This window comes from Flavobacteriales bacterium (assembly GCA_021739695.1).
Lineage (GTDB): Bacteria > Bacteroidota > Bacteroidia > UBA10329 > UBA10329 > UBA10329.
In genome coordinates this window covers 195888-213365 of the sequence record JAIPBM010000002.1, presented here as the reverse complement: position 1 = coordinate 213365, position 17478 = coordinate 195888, and the positions used below count along the sequence as shown (strand labels likewise).

The following is a 17478-nucleotide window of genomic DNA, read 5'->3' as shown; positions in this document are numbered from 1 at the left end:
GTTAAAAATAAATCCAGAAGACAACATAAGCACAACGGAATGAGACAATTGCTATTTCTCAGTAATTGAATATTCCAACCTGTGAAAATCAACAGGTGTTCGATGTCCTAAAGGGCAGTTTTCCTTGTATGGATTGCCGTCTCCAGATGACATAAAATGTTCCTTTTGCTGCAGAGATAAAGGCGAGTGAAAAACAATGGACTCTCCCATGTTATCATCCTCACAGCCGCCATATCCAACAGGAGTCGGGTCTAACATGAGGTCATTGATTCGATTCTTAAGTGCCGAAGAACACGGGGCGTTTTGATCTACAATATGTCCTAAAACCTTATCTGTACCATCTGCCTCCCAACCTCCAACGTACACTCTAAACTGGCGGTCTTCGGGAACATGCACCATGAATGATTTATTAATTTTCCAATTCTTTTTAATTGTCCTTCCAATCCCCTTTCGGAGGATGTCTTTTGCTTCACTAACATGCTCATTCAGAAATATATACTGTCCACCAACGTCAGCAAACATTCTAAGTTCCGCTGGAGTGAGGAAGAAAATCTCCGATAGTCGCCTGATCTTAAGCTTTTCAAGATTCACTTTGTACGAATGAATGCGGTAGGTTTCAGGAACCCCGTTTCCTTCATCCCAATACAGAAAAAGCGTTTGGCCGAGAACGGCAGTGTCACTGACTCCATTTGATTTCCAAGGTATACTGACCTGAGCAAAGCCTGTATCCCCCTTTAGAATCAATTTGATATGTATTTCCTCGCTGAACGTATTCCCTTTTTGGGTCATCAGCTGCCATTTCATTACTGCGTTCGATGATGGTCTTGGCAGCGTATGTTTCACAAGGAAAATATAGTCTTTCGAACTCATTTTTACCGAGCGAGTCCAAGTATTCGTGTCTTGGTTATTGTAAAATGCGCTTCCATCACCGCTGGCATAAAGGTCAACTCGGGTAGCAAATACACTGTCTCCTTTTTCCGAAAGGATTTTATCTGGTAGGTTCCTCCTAGTGGCCATGAAACGCATCGGATGGATTTCAGTTTTCGCTGGTGGATGTCCTCGGTCCCAAATCCAAAGCCCTTCGACATGAACCCAATCTCCAGCAGTTGGCCAATTCCAAATAATGTCATAGCGCTCATGACCAGCCGTAGAAAAACCCGCACTTCCACCTGCTCGACAAACATCCGCGTATTTATTTCCTCTGTTTCCTGCTGCTAACCCACTCTCCCATTCGCAATGAACCCAATCGCGGACAATGGTGTCTCTGATTTCGTTTCCATCATCATCCTTAGATAGTTGAATGTAGCGTGAAAGCACATTTCGATAGTCTCTGTCAGGAAAAACATTGAACGAAAAGTCATGTGTATAATGAAAAAGAGGAAGGTCTTCAAAACTGACATGGGGTACTCCAAACTTATACGCTTCATGACCATCAATCGGCATGATCTGTCCCTCGAGAACAGTCACCGAATCGTGATTAGCAACAGGTCTCCAAGAAGGGAGGATCAAACCAATATCAGCGATGTATTTGAAGCCGAAGACCTTCATTGTATCCATGCACGGATACATTCCTATTTCAGCTTCATTTGACCAATGCAAATTATCTGGATACCAAAAAGGTGCTTGCGCAGATGCGCTTAAACTTACAATGACCAATATTATAGCGACCAGTCGCTTCATCACATTATTTGGATCTTTCGGATAGTTTTTCCAGAATTTGAACCGCATTCGTGGCGGCACCCTTTCTAAGGTTGTCAGCAACGATCCAAAGATTGAATGCGTTATCCTCACTTTCATCTTTTCGGATTCTTCCTACAAACACCTCATCTTTTTGGTGAGCCTTGATGGGCATTGGATAAGTGTTTGTTGCGGGGTTGTCTTGAAGAACAACACCATCAGCTTGAGATAATATTTCGCGTATTTCAGCAACGCTTGCTGGTTTTTCAAAGGTCACGTTAACGGATTCCGAATGACCACCATTTACTGGAACACGAACGGCAGTAGCCGTTACCCGCAAATCGGGAAGACCTAAGATCTTGCGCGATTCATGCACCAATTTCATTTCCTCTTTGGTGTAACCGTTCTCCAAAAAAACATCGCAGTGTGGAATGCAGTTCCGATGAATCGGGTAATTGTAAGCAGGCGCAGAAGCTTCTAACCCACTTTCCTCTTCTTCTAACTGCTGGACCGCAGCTTTTCCTGTTCCGCTGACTGATTGATAGGTGCTTATCACAACTCTCTTCAAACCGAAGGCGTGATGCAAGGGCGCCAATGCCACCACTAATTGTATGGTAGAACAATTGGGATTAGCAATGATCTTGGAGCCCGACTCAATAGATGCCAAATTAACTTCAGGAACAACCAGCGGTACATTCGGGTCCATTCTCCAAGCAGACGAGTTGTCGATGACGGTAGTGCCTGCCTCCGCGAATTTTGGAGCCCACTCCAAGGAAGTGCTACCTCCTGCTGAAAAAAGAGCAAAATCAGGCCTAAGTGAAATTGCTTGTCGAATTCCGATCACCTTTACTTGCTTGCCTTTAAAAAGGACTGTTTTGCCAATAGAACTTTCAGATGCAACAGGCAAAAGCTCCGTTACGTTCACATTTCTTTCTTCTAAAACGGTCAGCATTTCTCGGCCAACAAGACCTGTTGCTCCAACAACGGCAATTCTCATGATTATCTAACAAAAGGTTAAACTTGATCGGGAACCAAAAGTACTATATTTACCCTCCTTGCCTTCGGGTGAAATTGTCGTCCATGTCTGCTCATTTGTGCCGTTTTTTTGGTTGTCTGCTTGTATTGATTCCCTCTTGGAGCTTTGGGCAGTTTTCGGATGATTTTTCTGACGGGGATTTTACAGCAAATCCAACCTGGGGAGGAGAGACCACTAATTTTGAGGTTGACGGTAATCAAAAGCTTCATCTGAATGCTCCGGTTCAATCCGACACATCATATTTATCTGTTGCTAGTCAGGCAATTGACGATGCTTCTTGGGAGTTTTCGGTGGGCTTAGAATTCAATCCTTCTTCGAGCAACTTGGCGCGAGTTTATCTTGTTTCGAATAACGCAAATCTCCGAGGCAACCTGAATGGATATTTCGTTCGAATTGGTGGCGAAACAGAAGACAGGATAAGTCTATATCGGCAAGATGGATCTTCAACCATTCAGCTCATCACTTCCACGGATGGCTTGGTAAATACCGATCCAGTAAATTCTAGAATCAAGGTTACGCGCAACGCTAATTCTGACTGGGAATTATTCGTGGACACCTCAGGTGGAACTTCATTCGTTTCTTTGGGAACGGCCAACGACACAACCTATTTTCAAAGCTTATATGCTGGTGTTTATTGCAAATACACAAGCACTCGATCAGATAAATTCTACTTCGATGATTTCAACGTTACCGGAACTCCATTCATTGATAGCGAAGCTCCGACCATTACTTCCTTATCCGTCCTTTCTGCCTCTGAAATTGATATACTGTTCAGCGAGCCTATAAATGTTAGCTCAGCCCAAAACTCCGCTAACTATTTAGCAGATGGTGGGCTGGGGTCTCCTACTAGCGCAGTTATGGATGGTGTCAATTCTGCGATAGTGCATCTGACGTTTGGTTCAAGTTTTACAAACGGAACCACTTATGGCCTCACCGTTTCGAACATTCAGGATCTTTCAGGAAACACCATTATCACCATAACAGAATCGTTTGTGTATGTAATTCCTTCCCCCGCGGGTTTTAGGGATGTAGTGATCAATGAATTCATGTGCGATCCAACGCCATTTGTTGGTTTGGCAGATGCCGAATATGTAGAGCTTTTTAACGCGAGCAGCAATTACATCGACCTTGCAGGATGGAAACTGGGAGATGCAACAGGGTTTGGAACAGTCGGCCCGCACATTATTGGACCAGGCGATTATGCCCTGCTTGTCGCTAGTGCAAGCGCTCCACTGTTTGCATTTTATCCGAATGTAGTGCTGGTCACGTCTTTCCCTTCATTGAACAACACTGGCGATGACATCATTTTGCAAGATGCCAATGAGATAACAATTGATCAGATTCAATATGACCTCAGCTGGTATCGCGACCCAAACAAGGAAGATGGTGGTTATTCTCTCGAACAAATAAACCCGTTTGCCGCTTGCAGTAATCCAAGCAACTGGAGCGGTTCCGAGCATCCTCTTGGAGGAACGCCAGCCACACAAAACTCTGTTTTCGATGACACACCGGATACCGTTGGTCCATCGTTGCTAAGCATCGGAATTCTTGGGGCTCAAAGCCTGCAATTGAACTTCAACGAAGCCTTAAATTCTGGGGGCATTTCAGCAGCTAACATCCACATTGAGCCAAGCATTAACGTAACCGCTGGTTCGGCCATCGCGCCTAGCAACAGCGCCATTCTTGTCACACTTTCCGCTCCAATAGATACCGGTGTTGTTTATACGCTGACGGTTTCTGGCATTGCCGATTGCGAGGGGAATATTCAAGAAGCCGATTCAGTAGAAACCTTCTTGCTTCCGTACAACGCCAATTCTGGCGATTTTGTGATCAATGAAGTGCTTTTCAACCCTTACACTGGCGGTTCTGACTATGTTGAAATAGTTAACGTAACAGATCGGCCATTAAACCTGAGAGGTTGGCTTTTGGCCAGTTTTGATACGGAAGACGGCATTAGCGGTCATCGAATAATCACGCAGGAAAACTACGCTGTGGAGCCCGGTGGATTTGTCTTAATAACGGAAGACACCACGGATGTGATGACAAATTACATTCAGCACGGGCTCAACAATTTTATTGAGGCAGACATGCCTTCGTACAACAACGATTCTGGAACAGTTTATCTGTTGAACATCGATTCGATTGTATCAGAGTCATTCTCTTACACCGAAGAAATGCACTTTCCGTTACTCAGTTCGGTTGATGGCGTTTCGTTAGAACGCTTGGATGTGAATCGGCCAGTGAACGATATGGGAAATTGGCATTCGGCAGCACAAACAGTGGGCTTCGGTACTCCCGGGCTTGAAAATTCTCAATACTATCCAACATCTGGAGCTGATGGTGAAGTAAGCATGGATCCCGAGATCTTTTCGCCCGATAATGATGGTTACAATGATGTGCTGAATATCAACTATAGTTTTACCTCTCCGGGTTTTGTTGGAACTATCCATATCTATGATTCAAACGGTCGACCTACTCGTAAGTTAGCTTCCAACGAGCTGCTGGCAACTTCTGGTACGTTCACGTGGGATGGCACCACGGACAAAGGCGAAAAGGCTAGAATCGGGATGTACGTCATTCTTTTTGAAGCCTTCAGCACCAGCGGAAATTCGAACACCTATAAGTTGAGCACCGTTCTCGGAGGCAAACTTTAGGTAGCGATTTTTACATCAACGCACGGCTGACAACGGTCATTTCAAGCACCGCCTCCGAATGCTTAGTTTTGAAGCATATTAAGCGCGCCAAATGCCAATCTATCATCAATTAGGAAAGGTACCGCACAAGCGGCACACCGTGTTCAAAAACGACAATGGTGAGCATCAGTACGAACAGTTATTCGGAACTGTTGGCTTTGATGGTATGTCGAGCTTGCTCTACCACCTTCATCGGCCAACTCAAGTAAAAAGCATTAAGAAACCGTATTCGGTAAAACCGAAAATTGCCTTAGAGCACAACATGCGCTCATTGCGTTTGCATGGTTTCAAAACCACTCCTGAAGATGATTATCTAGACAGTCGTAAGGCGATTCTCACCAATTCAGATTGCACGATTGTATTGGCCGCTCCGCGAAAGAGCCTGACTGAATACTTCTATAAGAATGCCGATGCGGATGAGATGATCTTCATCCATAAAGGATCAGGAACGCTGCGCACGTTGGTCGGAAATCTCACGTTTTCTTATGGCGATTACCTGCTCATTCCGCGTGGAATGATTTACCAGATTGAGTTCGATTCGGAAGATAATCGACTATTCATTGTGGAAAGCCACCGACCGATGTACACGCCAAAACGATACAGGAATTGGTTTGGGCAGTTGCTTGAACATTCTCCTTTCTGCGAGCGTGACATCCGCAGGCCTTCCGATTTGGAAACACATGATGAGAAAGGCGACTTTCTTATGAAGGTGAAAAAACAAGGAATGATGCACGAAATGGTGTATGCCACGCATCCTTTCGATGTGGTTGGATGGGATGGTTACAATTATCCGTATGCCTTCAGCATCCACGATTTTGAACCGATAACTGGACGCGTGCATCAGCCGCCACCGGTTCATCAGACCTTTGAAACCGATGCATTCGTAGTGTGCTCGTTCGTGCCAAGATTGTACGATTATCACCCAGAAGCAATTCCAGCGCCATATAATCATAGTAACATCGATAGCGATGAAGTCCTTTATTACGTTGATGGTGACTTCATGAGCCGAAACGACATTGGTCCCGGACACATTTCAGTCCATCCGGCAGGAATTCCGCATGGTCCGCATCCTGGTGCAATGGAGCGAAGCATTGGCAAAAAGGAAACAGACGAGTTGGCCGTAATGGTCGATACTTTCAAGCCGCTGATGGTAACCGAAGAGGCCTTGAAAATTGATGACGGAAAATACTGGAACAGCTGGGTAGAGTAATGGAAAAAACGCTGATCTGTGACGAGCTGTTCCGTGCAGTTGACTTCAAACAAAAAGCTACGAAAGGAGTAGATTTTGAGAACTGCCAATTCAAAAACTGTTCTTTTTCTGGCGTTGATCTAACGGACACATCATTCTCCGAATGCGAGTTTGAAGCATGCAACTTCAGTTCAGCCAAAATCGCGAACACATCCTTTAAGCAAGCGTTTTTCAAAGATTCGAAATTGCTCGGAGTCAAATTCGAAAGTTGTAACAAATTCCTTTTGGAGTTCCGCTTTGAGGGATGCCAAATAGACTACTCGACCTTTTATCAGCTTAAATTGCCAAAAACGCTTTTCAAGAACTGCTCCTTGAAAGACGTTGATTTTACCGAAGCAGATCTTTCTGGTTCAGACTTTTCGAATTGCGACCTTAGCGGGTCGGTATTCGAAAACACAAATCTAGAAATGGTCGATTTTAGAACATCCGAGAATCACAACATCAACCTTGAGAACAATCGAGTTGCCAAAGCTCGATTTTCGCAAGACGGATTAAGGGGATTGTTGACGAAGTACAATTTGGTGATTGAGTGACTCGGATAATCTGAATAATGTGCGAATACGGGCAATGAGAGTAATAAGCGAATGAAATGAATTGGTTGGATGAATATACGGGTGAACATTTGACGGCTGAGGAGAATCAGCCTCGATATTCAAGTAGCGTTCGATATTCTCAAAACCCGATAGTTGTTAAAACATTTGATTTTGCTGTGTCCATCGTTGCCTTTGCAGAAACACTTCAGGAACAACGAAAATTCGCCATCGGAAACCAGGTTCTAAGGTCGGGACCTTCGATTGGGGCCAATGTTAGGGAAGCGCAGAATGCTGAAAGTCGTGCAGATTTCATTCATAAAATTAAACTTGCGCTTAAAGAAGCAGACGAAACGGAATATTGGCTGTTGTTGTGTCAAGCATCGGAAAACTACCCAAATACCTCTGAGCTTACAGAACAACTACAACCAATCCTAAAAATTTTAAATAAGATTATACAAACGAGCAAACAGCGAAAGTCGTAATTCGCAGATTACACTCATTCGCTCATTGCACTAATTGAAAAGAAATGTCAGAGATAAAAAATGTGGAGTACGGATTGGAGAAGATCTTTGAAGGAGCGCAGGATTTCCTTCCACTTCTTGGAACAGATTACGTTGAGTTTTATGTGGGCAATGCTAAGCAAGCGGCTCATTTTTACAAGACCGCTTTCGGTTTCCAGAGTTTGGCTTACGCTGGATTGGAAACGGGTGTGAAAGACCGCGCTTCGTATGTGCTCAAGCAGGATAAGATTCGATTGGTGTTGACCACTGCGCTGAACAGCGAATCTCCAATTGGCGAGCATGTGAAAAAGCATGGCGATGGCGTGAAAGTAATTGCTCTTTGGGTAGATGACGCTCACAAAGCTTGGGAAGAAACAACTTCTCGCGGAGCGAAAAGTTATATGGAGCCTAAAGTAGAAAAGGACGAATATGGTGAAGTGGTTCGTGCGGGTGTCTACACGTATGGAGAGACTATTCACATGTTTGTGGAACGAAAGAACTACAATGGCGCGTTTCTTCCGGGCTACCGTGAGTGGAAATCTGATTACAATCCAGCACCAACGGGTTTGAAGTTCATCGACCACATGGTTGGAAATGTTGGTTGGGGCGAGATGAACACGTGGGTGAAATGGTATGAGGACGTGATGGGTTTTGTGAACTTCCTATCATTCGATGACAAGCAGATTCATACTGAGTATTCAGCGCTCATGAGCAAGGTGATGAGCAACGGAAACGGCCGTATCAAATTCCCAATTAACGAACCTGCTGAAGGCAAAAAGAAATCACAGATTGAAGAGTATTTGGATTTCTATGAAAGCTCAGGCGTGCAGCACATAGCAGTTGCAACAGATGATATTCTGAAAACGGTAGCCGATTTGAGAAGCCGTGGAATCGAATTCCTTTCCACTCCGCCACAATCTTATTACGATGCAATTCCAGAACGCTTGGGAGTGCACATGAAAATGATGAAGGAAGACATTGGCGAACTAGCTAAACTCGGTATCATGATTGATGCGGATGAAGAAGGTTACCTGCTTCAGATTTTCACCAAACCAGTGGAAGACCGACCTACACTTTTCTTCGAAATCATTCAACGAATGGGCGCACGTGGCTTCGGAGCAGGAAACTTCAAAGCCCTTTTCGAAAGTATTGAAAGAGAACAGGAAGCTAGAGGAACGTTATAAGGCGATACTTCGCGGTTTTCATGCTTGGATAATGGCGTAAATTGCAGCCATGTCCGTCAGCAATCTATTAAGGACGATGCGTGTGCATCAGTGGGTGAAGAATCTCTTCATCTTTTTGCCAGCATTTTTCGGTCAGGCGCTGAATGGAGATTCTGCCATTGGACTCAGTTTGGGTTTTCTGTGCTTTTCGCTTCTAGCGTCTTCGGTCTATATCATTAACGACCTGAAGGATGTGGAATCCGATCGTCTTCACAAGGAAAAACAACATCGCCCCATTGCATCCGGAGCAATCAGCGTTTCGAACGCGTACGTGCTAGCAGTAATCTTGGCCACTGGCTCTTTGATCGGTGCGCATTTCATCGGACAACTATTCTTCTGTGCCTGTGCCTTGTATCTTATTCAGAACATGTTCTACACCCTTTGGCTCAAGCAATTTGCTCTCATCGACATCACTATTATTTCGCTTGGCTTCCTAATTCGCTTATTTGCAGGAGGTGTAATTGCTAATATTCCAATTTCAAATTGGATGTATATCATGGCATTCCTTTTGGCCATGTTGCTAGCGTTAGGAAAACGCAGAGATGACCTGCTCATTCTTAAAAATGAAGGCACTGAAGTTCGGAAAGCCGTTCGTGGCTACACCTTGGAATTTGTGAATGTGATGACAGTGATGCTCAGTGCGATCACCATCGTTGCGTATATAATGTACACGCTTTCTACAGATGTTGTTGCCAGAGTTGGAAGCCCATATGTTTATGTGACCTCGCTATTCGTTTTTCTTGGAGTGATGCGCTACCTGCAATTGGCCTTGGTTTACGAAAATACGGGCAGCCCAACGCTCATTCTTTTGAAAGACCGACCGACCGGACTCATCGTGCTTTTGTGGTTGCTCGCTTTTGGTTACCTCCTCTATTTCTAAAATGATGAAGCGTGAAATGGCCGGTTGGGGAAATTTCCCAAAAACGAAAGCCGAAGTAGAAAAACCAGACTCAGAAAATGAGGTCAGAAGCCTCCAAAAATCCGTTGGCATTCACATCCCAAGAGGCGCTGGTAGGAGCTATGGCGATTCATCGCTGAGTTCCACAATTCTAGAATCCGCAAAACTTAACCAAACGCTGATCTTTGATTCTGAGAACGGCATATACACGTGCCAGTCGGGCAAAATGCTGAATGTAATTTTGGATGAGATTGTGCCGAGAGGTTATTTTCTGCCGGTTACTCCAGGCACTAAATTCATCACGGTCGGAGGCGCCATTGCCGCTGATATTCATGGCAAGAATCATCATGTTGATGGATGTTTTTCGCAGCATTTGCTGTGGTTCAATTTGATGATGGCCGATGGCTCGGTGAAGAAATGCAGCCGAACCGAGAATCCCGAACTTTTCTGGGCGACCTGTGGCGGAATGGGTTTGACTGGCTTCATCCTTGAAGCATCATTTCAACTGAAGAAGATTGAAACATCCAAAATTGTGAACCGCACCATTAAGTGCGAAAATCTGGATAAGGTTATCACGAATTTGCTAGAACACGAAAACTACACCTATTCAGTGGCTTGGATCGATTGCGGAACGAGTGGCAAGAACCTCGGGCGATCACTTCTGTATCTCGGAGAACACGCAAACAAGGCAGAGGTCGCGGATGATCTATCCCGTTATAAAACTCCCAGCCCGATCATTGGGCTCCCATTCAACCTTCCGAATTGGACTTTGAATAAATGGACCGTGAAGGCCTTCAATGCCTTGTATTATGGCAAGGTTCGAAGGAAAGACAGCACAGCCATTGTTGGTTTTGAGCCTTATTTCTATCCCTTGGACATTGCCAACAAGTGGAACCGACTCTATGGCTCAAACGGCTTTGCCCAGTACCAATTTGTGATACCGATGGAAGGGGCTCGAGAAGGAATGAACCGCATCATGCAGGAGATCGTGAAGTCGGGAGAGAGCTCGTTTTTGGCTGTGCTCAAACTCTTCGGGGAACAGAACGAAGGTTGGCTTTCATTCCCAAAACGAGGACTGCAACTGGCGCTTGACTTTCCTATAAATAGGAAGTCGCTTGAATTGATGAACCGACTGGACGATATGGTGATGGACATGAACGGCCGTTCCTACCTAGCGAAGGATTCACGAATGAAGCGGGAATTCTTTGAATCGAGTTATCCGAAACTCCCGCAGTTCAAGCAATTGTTATCAGAAATAGACCCGAATGGCAAATTCCGTTCTTTACAATCCGACAGATTAGGAATTACATGAGCAACAAAACAATACTGATTTTAGGTGCTAACAGCGATATGGCCAAGGCAATTGCTGCCGAGTTCAAAGCAAATGGTTTTGATTTAATGTTGGCTGTTCGCAAACCCACGAATGAATCTGAATTGGCCTTTGATGCAATCGATTTTGACTCGCACCTCGCATTCGTGAAAAACCTGAAGACGATTCCGGATGTGGTTGTTGTCGCATTTGGTTCATTGATTGAAGGTGATGAATCGTTCAATTCGCCTCAAGAATCACTGCAAAGCACGTTGGTCAACTATTCAGGAGTGGTTTCCATTCTTGGGCACCTGAGCAAAGCCATGGCTGAACGTGGTACAGGAACCATCATCGGTATTTCGTCCGTTGCGGGCGAGCGCGGACGAGGTTCAAACTACGTTTACGGAAGCGCCAAGGCTGGTGTGACCGCTTATTTGGACGGACTTCGGAATTATTTGGCAGATAAAGGCGTGCATGTCATGACGGTGAAACCCGGTTACGTGGATACCAAAATGAAGGCACACAAGCCAACACCGGGAATTGTTACGGCTTCGCCTGAGCAAGTAGCCAAGGCCATTTTTAGAGGCTACAAATCTCACAAGAACACCATTTATGTACTGTGGATGTGGCGATGGATCATGCTCATTATTCGAAATATCCCCGAGTTCATATTTAAGAAAATGAGCCTGTGATGAGCGAAAGCAAAACACTTGCGTTGTTCGATTTTGACGGTACCATTTCGCGCAAAGATTCGTTCGTGGCTTTTATGAAATTCACACATGGAACGCCTGTTTTCATGTTCCGAATGGTGATGGGGTTTGCAACGTTTGCTGGTTGGAAATTGGGGCTGGTGAAAAGCCACTTCACCAAAGTGAAAGCATTAAGAGGTTTCTATAAGGGTTGGACTGAAGCTCAGATGACAGATGCACGAAAGCGATTCACCAAAGAAGTGATTCCCACAATCCTATTCCCAAAGGCAATTGAAAAGGTCGAATGGCACAAAGAAAATGGTCACCGAATTATTGTGGTAACGGCCAGTTGCGATGCTTGGCTTGGTGATTGGGCCAGAGAAATGGGTTTGGAAATACTCTGCACGGAAATGGAATTGAAAAACGGTGTTTACACTGGACAGCTTTCAAAACCTAACTGCCGAGGGAAAGAAAAAGTGAATCGAATCAAGCAGCACTTGGAACTGGAAACATATTCGGAAGTCTATGCTTACGGAAACGATCATGGCGACAATCAAATGCTTGCCATTGCCACGCATCCGCACTTCCGGGAGTTTGAAGATTGATTGCTTAAAACTCGAATTTCAACTTCGTGCTTCCTTTTCTTGCGAGCCCACTTTTCTTCCGCCCGTTGATGTTGAGGTTGATCATGTTGGTCTCATCATCAAATGCCTCAATCATGCACGAATTCTGTACTTCTAACGACTCGACTTTTGCTACGTTCTTAACTTCCAAATAGCACCAAGTGGCGTCCAATTCGGCTTCTTTACCGAGGTAAAGGATCACTGCTTGTTTCCCGTTTACTGTTAGTTGAAAATGCTGCTTCAGGTAATTCTCAATCAACTCATTGGCTTGAGGTGGTTCTGCCTCTGTTCCCAGCTCCATCTTGGCCGGAGCGCCAGCTTGTTTCAATGCAATCGTCAGATCATCGGTAAATAATTTCACTGCGATTTCTAGTGATTTTTTATCCGAATTATGATTGATTTCCGTTAATGACAGGTGGAACTCGTGCGCAGAGAACAACAGAAACATTATGGAAAGGAAGCCCGTTTTCATTTATTCTACAGAAGTGATTACATATTCCGTTCCATTCATGTTGAAGCTTTCTCCCAAACGTTTTCCCAACATCTGTTTTCCGATGGGCGATTGCGAAGAAACCACGAAAATGTCCTTTTCGTCCGTGTTGATCTTACCCAAACCTATAGCAATATAAAATGTGGTGCGATTGGTTTTCACTAACGCTCCTTTCTGAACGGTTTCGCAAGGTTGATCTGGTTTTATCTGTTCGAGTTCCGCAAGCAATTGCTGTGCTTCTGCTAATTGCTGGTGCAGTTTTTCCTGTTCCAAATGAATCATAGCACGACCCGTTTCGTGCTTATCTCCAGCAGTGCTTTTGCTTTCTGTCTGCACGGCTTGGCGCATGGATGCCATTTCCGCTTCCAAGGAGTTCGCCTTTTCAGAAGCTATTTCCCAACAACGATTGTAGATTCCCTGTTTCACGCACCGAAGTTAATCGCTTTGCAGTTTTTCATGTCGAAAGGAATCTTTTGTTCTTTTTGTGACGTTTATGATACTTTATTGTCGCTAATAGGCTTTATCGTGATGTTATTGACACACAGATAAATTAATATATCTTTGTTTCAAATTAGATGCGTTAATCACCAAAAACAGCCTTTATGTATCAAAATAAGCACATAAATGATTGGTCATCGATGAGTGACAATGCTATTGTGAACCACATCTGTTCACAGTTGCGCCAACTACGTCTCAACCAAAACATCACGCAAGAACAACTCGCGGAGCGTTCGGGGCTAGGTCGTGCCACCATCAGTCGCATCGAAAAAGGGCAAGCTATTTCGCTGCTCACCTTGGTGCAATTGCTTCGTGCGCTGAACCGATTGGACCTGCTTGAGACATTTCAACAGGTAACGCCAGAAATCAGTCCGCTTCAATTATTGAAGGAACAAAAACCTCAACGCTACCGCGCTTCAGGCAAACGTCATACCTCCGATAAAGGAACTTCAGAATGGTAGTAGCCGAGGTAAATCTTTGGGGTATCCGTGTTGGAGCCGTGGCATGGAATGAACTCACCAATCATGGTGTTTTCGAATTCGAGCCCGATTTCCTGAAATTGGATCTCGACATTTCCCCGCTAAAAATGCCTTTGGCTGAGGCACAGAACGGTAAGCGAATCTTCTCATTCCCTAGGCTCAATACCGAAACATTCCAGGGTTTGCCTGGGCTTTTGGCCGATAGTCTTCCCGATAAGTTCGGTAACCGACTGATTGAAGAATGGTTGGCCCGAAAAGGTCGCACGGTTCAAAGCATGAACCCGATAGAAAAGCTGTGCTACATCGGTGCGCGCGGAATGGGCGCATTGGAGTTCAAGCCATCTTTAGCGCGTTACGATAAACCTTCAGAACCGCTTCAAGTAGACGAACTGGTGCGATTGGCAAGCGACATCCTTCATCAACGGAATTCCCTCGAAACCAATTTGGAGAAGCCAGAAAATCACGGCATCGAAGACATTATCCGTGTAGGAACTTCCGCTGGCGGTGCACGCGCAAAGGCCGTGATTGCTTTCAATCCAGAAACGGGAGATGTTCGTTCTGGTCAGGCGCAGCATTCCGAAGGCTTCGATTATTGGATCATCAAATTCGATGGTGTGAACAATGATCTATTAGGCGACCCGCAAGGTTACGGACGCATTGAATTTGCGTATCACCTCATGGCAAAAGAAAGTGGCATCAAGATGATGGAATGCCGATTGCTTGAAGAACATGGTCGAGCACATTTTATGACGAAACGATTTGACCGCGTAGGTAACGAAAAACTACACATGCAGACGCTGTGCGGCATCGCGCATTTCGATTACAATATGCCCAATGTGTATTCATACGAACAGGCATTTCAGGTAATGCGACAGCTACGATTGCCCTATCCTGATGCAGAAGAATTGTTCCGTAGAATGGCGTTCAACGTCATCTCTTTTAATTGTGATGACCACACGAAGAACATTTCATTCCTGATGGACAAGCGTGGCGAATGGCGGCTTTCGCCAGCGTATGATGTGACCTACGCTTACCATCCGGAAAATCGTTGGCTAAAACAGCATCAAATGGCCGTGAACGGAAAACGCGAGAACATCTATCGAGGAGACCTATTGAAAGTGGCCAGCGAAATGAACATCAAGAAACCGCTGGAGATCATATCGGCTGTTCACGAAGCCGCGGCCAAGTGGAACGGATTTGCAGAACAAGCAGGAATTCCAGAAAATCAGGCTTCCGCCATCGGTAACTTGATCAACCCCTAATTACTTACCCTTTGCGGCAGCACGTTTGGCCCGTTGCATTGGATTCTCCGAAGGGCGATCGCTGCCTTTGAAAAGCTCAAATCGTGTTGGCTCTTGCTTTGGCGGCCAATAGTTATTGCTTCTATCGATATCTGCTGTTTCCAAAGTTGGGTCAAGCACCACACGAACGAGTTCTTTCTCCGAGAAGAAAACCTTGCTCACATTCTTATCGTTGGTCTTCCAGATCTCGGCAGGAATTCGGTGTGTTTCCTTCGTTCCGTCAGTGAATTCCAATTCAAGAATTACAGGCATCAGCAATTCACCTGGAGATGAAATATCAATCTGGTAATAATTCAGATTTGAGTTGACGAGCGCCTTTTCCTCATCATCCAACCGAGCCACGTAGCGGTCGTAATCTTCACTGTCAAGAATCGTCCATTTGAACGGGTCATACTCATTATTGTAGAAATCGCGTGCTTTCGCGTCTTTTTCCACCACGCTTTTATAGGCATCCTTGTTGCGGATATCGCTAATATATTGCTCTTTAGCCTCATCTTTCTTCTTGGCGATAGGCTTCTCAACGCTTGGATTCTGTGTGTCAGGCTTATACCATTTCACCGCATCCAAACTTTGGTCTACATGATCGGTAGTATAGAACCAACCTCTCCAGAACCAATCGAGATCAACGCCCGAAGCATCTTCCATTGTGCGAAAAAGGTCTGCTGGTGATGGGTGTTTGAACGCCCAACGTCTTGCATATTCCTTGAAAGCATAATCGAACAATTCACGGCCAAGAACGGTCTCACGAAGAATATTCAAAGCGGTAGCTGGCTTTCCGTAAGCGTTATTCCCGAACTGAAGAATGCTTTCGCTATTGGTCATGATCGGCACCATTCCATTCTTATCGCCTTTCATGTAATCGACAATATTCGGTGCTGGGCCTCTACGTGCTGGGAAATCCTTGTCCCATTCAATTTCGGTAAGATATTCCACAAACGAATTCAAGCCTTCGTCCATCCATGTCCATTGGCGCTCGTCCGAATTGATGATCATCGGGAAGAAGTTATGACCTACTTCGTGCGTGATCACACCGATCATTCGATTCTTGGTGTTGTCGGTGTAGGTTCCATCTTTCTCGGGTCTTCCGAAGTTGAAACAGATCATCGGATACTCCATTCCAATCTGGTCTGCATGAACCGAAATCGCCACTGGATAAGGATAATCGATGGTGTATTTGCTGTAGGTTCTGAGTGTGTGCGCTACAACTCTTGTAGAATATTGCTCCCAAAGCGGATTTCCTTCCTTCGGATAATAACTCATGGCCATCACCTTTTTACCAGCGATATCAACTCCCATGGCATCCCAAATGAACTTACGTGAAGACGCAAAAGCGAAATCTCGAACATTTGTGGCTTTATACGTCCATGTTTTCTTCTCTTTCGTTCCTTCCTTCTCGTTCTCTTCCGCGTCTTTCTGCGTAACGATAATTACCGGTTCGGTGGCAGTTTTCGCTTGATTGAACTTCTCCATTTGCGTTGCTGTCAACACCTGGCTGTAGTTTTGACAGAAGCCTGTTGCTCCTACAATGTGATCGGCAGGAACAGTGATATTCACCTTGTAATCACCGAAAGGAAGCGCAAACTCACCGCTTCCCAAAAACTGCTTGTGCTGCCAGCCTTCTACTTCGTTGTACACGCAAAGTCGTGGGAAAAACTGCGCAATCGTGTAGAGGTAATTTCCATCTTCTGGGAAAAACTCATAGCCAGAACGTCCACCAATTTCCATGCGGTCGTTGATGTTGTACCACCACTTCAGTTTAACGGTTGTCTTGCCTTTTGCCTTCAACGGTTTCGGAAGGTCAATTCGCATCATAGTGTTCACAATTGTGTAAGGAAGCTCGCTTCCAGCAGCGTCTTTCACAAATTCCATCTTAAAGCCGCCATCGAAATCATTGTGCAATCTGGCGAGGTCACCAAATCCCATTTTATCCTTCATTGATGCGGTGCTGATCTTTTTTGTGTCGCTGTCTTTTGCACGCATATTTTGATCCAATTGCAGCCACAGATAGGTCAGTTCGTCTGGAGAATTATTCCAGTACGTGATGGTGCTGGTGCCGTACAAACGCTGTGTGGCATCGTCCAATTCAATGTCCATGTCATAATCTACCTGCTGCTGATAATACTCATGCCCAGGAGCGCCACTTGCTGTTCGATAAACATTCGGTGTCGGTAATTCTTGTCCTAGTTGTGCAAACTTGCTCGCGCTGTTGTTCTCCTGTGAGAAGAGGAAAAATGGAGAAAGAAGAAAAAGAAAAATGAAAATTCGTTTCATACGGTTTTG

At 45.0% G+C, this 17478-nt stretch carries 16 protein-coding genes; 11 read left to right on the top strand and 5 right to left on the bottom strand.

The window, feature by feature from the left end; all coding sequences use genetic code 11:
* Window positions 1–51: 51 nt before the first annotated feature.
* Together K9J17_02180 and K9J17_02175 are read right to left on the bottom strand one after the other, a co-directional pair.
* Window positions 52–1728: a hypothetical protein gene (locus K9J17_02180; GenBank protein MCF8275515.1), complete on the bottom strand. Its 1677-nt coding sequence runs from the start codon at window positions 1726–1728 to the stop codon at window positions 52–54.
* A complete protein-coding gene (locus tag K9J17_02175; protein MCF8275514.1) occupies window positions 1685–2674 on the bottom strand; it encodes an aspartate-semialdehyde dehydrogenase in 990 nt (329 codons plus the stop codon). Before K9J17_02175 ends, K9J17_02180 begins: the two co-directional genes overlap by 44 nt.
* Window positions 2675–2757: 83 nt before the next feature.
* On the opposite strand from K9J17_02175, the gene K9J17_02170 reads away from it, so the two are divergent.
* The 9 genes from K9J17_02170 to K9J17_02130 all read left to right on the top strand — a co-directional run bounded on the left by K9J17_02170 (window position 2758) and on the right by K9J17_02130 (window position 12412).
* On the top strand, window positions 2758–5367 hold the full coding sequence (locus K9J17_02170) for a lamin tail domain-containing protein (protein ID MCF8275513.1): 2610 nt from the start codon (window positions 2758–2760) through the stop codon (window positions 5365–5367).
* A gap of 91 nt (window positions 5368–5458) precedes the next feature.
* The gene (locus tag K9J17_02165; GenBank protein MCF8275512.1) at window positions 5459–6616 is read left to right on the top strand and encodes a homogentisate 1,2-dioxygenase; all 1158 of its coding nucleotides are present in this window, start codon (window positions 5459–5461) and stop codon (window positions 6614–6616) included.
* Entirely contained in the window at window positions 6616–7188 is a 573-nt protein-coding gene (locus K9J17_02160) for a pentapeptide repeat-containing protein (GenBank protein MCF8275511.1), read from the top strand. The genes K9J17_02165 and K9J17_02160 overlap by 1 nt, the downstream gene beginning before the upstream one ends.
* 56 nt (window positions 7189–7244) lie before the next feature.
* Window positions 7245–7670 (top strand): four helix bundle protein, encoded by a 426-nt coding sequence (locus K9J17_02155; GenBank protein MCF8275510.1) that lies wholly within the window; start codon window positions 7245–7247, stop codon window positions 7668–7670.
* A gap of 44 nt (window positions 7671–7714) precedes the next feature.
* Window positions 7715–8872, top strand: a complete 1158-nt coding sequence (gene hppD / locus K9J17_02150) for a 4-hydroxyphenylpyruvate dioxygenase (GenBank protein ID MCF8275509.1) — start codon at window positions 7715–7717, stop codon at window positions 8870–8872.
* Between the two features lie 49 nt (window positions 8873–8921).
* The gene (locus tag K9J17_02145; protein MCF8275508.1) at window positions 8922–9791 is read left to right on the top strand and encodes a UbiA prenyltransferase family protein; all 870 of its coding nucleotides are present in this window, start codon (window positions 8922–8924) and stop codon (window positions 9789–9791) included.
* 1 nt (window position 9792) lies between these two features.
* Entirely contained in the window at window positions 9793–11121 is a 1329-nt protein-coding gene (locus K9J17_02140) for an FAD-binding oxidoreductase (protein MCF8275507.1), read from the top strand.
* Window positions 11118–11810 (top strand): SDR family NAD(P)-dependent oxidoreductase, encoded by a 693-nt coding sequence (locus K9J17_02135; GenBank protein ID MCF8275506.1) that lies wholly within the window; start codon window positions 11118–11120, stop codon window positions 11808–11810. The genes K9J17_02140 and K9J17_02135 overlap by 4 nt, the downstream gene beginning before the upstream one ends.
* A complete protein-coding gene (locus K9J17_02130) occupies window positions 11810–12412 on the top strand; it encodes an HAD-IB family hydrolase (GenBank protein MCF8275505.1) in 603 nt (200 codons plus the stop codon). The genes K9J17_02135 and K9J17_02130 overlap by 1 nt, the downstream gene beginning before the upstream one ends.
* Before the next feature lie 4 nt (window positions 12413–12416).
* Here the strand turns inward: K9J17_02130 and K9J17_02125 are convergent, their stop codons facing one another.
* Together K9J17_02125 and K9J17_02120 are read right to left on the bottom strand one after the other, a co-directional pair.
* Window positions 12417–12791, bottom strand: a complete 375-nt coding sequence (locus K9J17_02125; protein MCF8275504.1) for a hypothetical protein — start codon at window positions 12789–12791, stop codon at window positions 12417–12419.
* 111 nt (window positions 12792–12902) lie between these two features.
* Window positions 12903–13346, bottom strand: coding sequence for a GreA/GreB family elongation factor (locus tag K9J17_02120; GenBank protein MCF8275503.1), 444 nt, complete (start codon window positions 13344–13346; stop codon window positions 12903–12905).
* 212 nt (window positions 13347–13558) lie between these two features.
* Here K9J17_02120 and K9J17_02115 point away from each other — a divergent pair, with 212 nt between their 5' ends.
* Complete coding sequence (locus K9J17_02115) at window positions 13559–13879, top strand: helix-turn-helix transcriptional regulator (GenBank protein MCF8275502.1); 321 nt, start codon at window positions 13559–13561, stop codon at window positions 13877–13879.
* Window positions 13873–15159, top strand: a complete 1287-nt coding sequence (locus tag K9J17_02110) for a type II toxin-antitoxin system HipA family toxin (GenBank protein MCF8275501.1) — start codon at window positions 13873–13875, stop codon at window positions 15157–15159. Before K9J17_02115 ends, K9J17_02110 begins: the two co-directional genes overlap by 7 nt.
* Here K9J17_02110 and K9J17_02105 read toward each other — a convergent pair whose 3' ends face one another.
* Window positions 15160–17469 (bottom strand): M1 family metallopeptidase, encoded by a 2310-nt coding sequence (locus K9J17_02105; protein ID MCF8275500.1) that lies wholly within the window; start codon window positions 17467–17469, stop codon window positions 15160–15162.
* Between the last annotated feature and the right edge of the window lie 9 nt (window positions 17470–17478).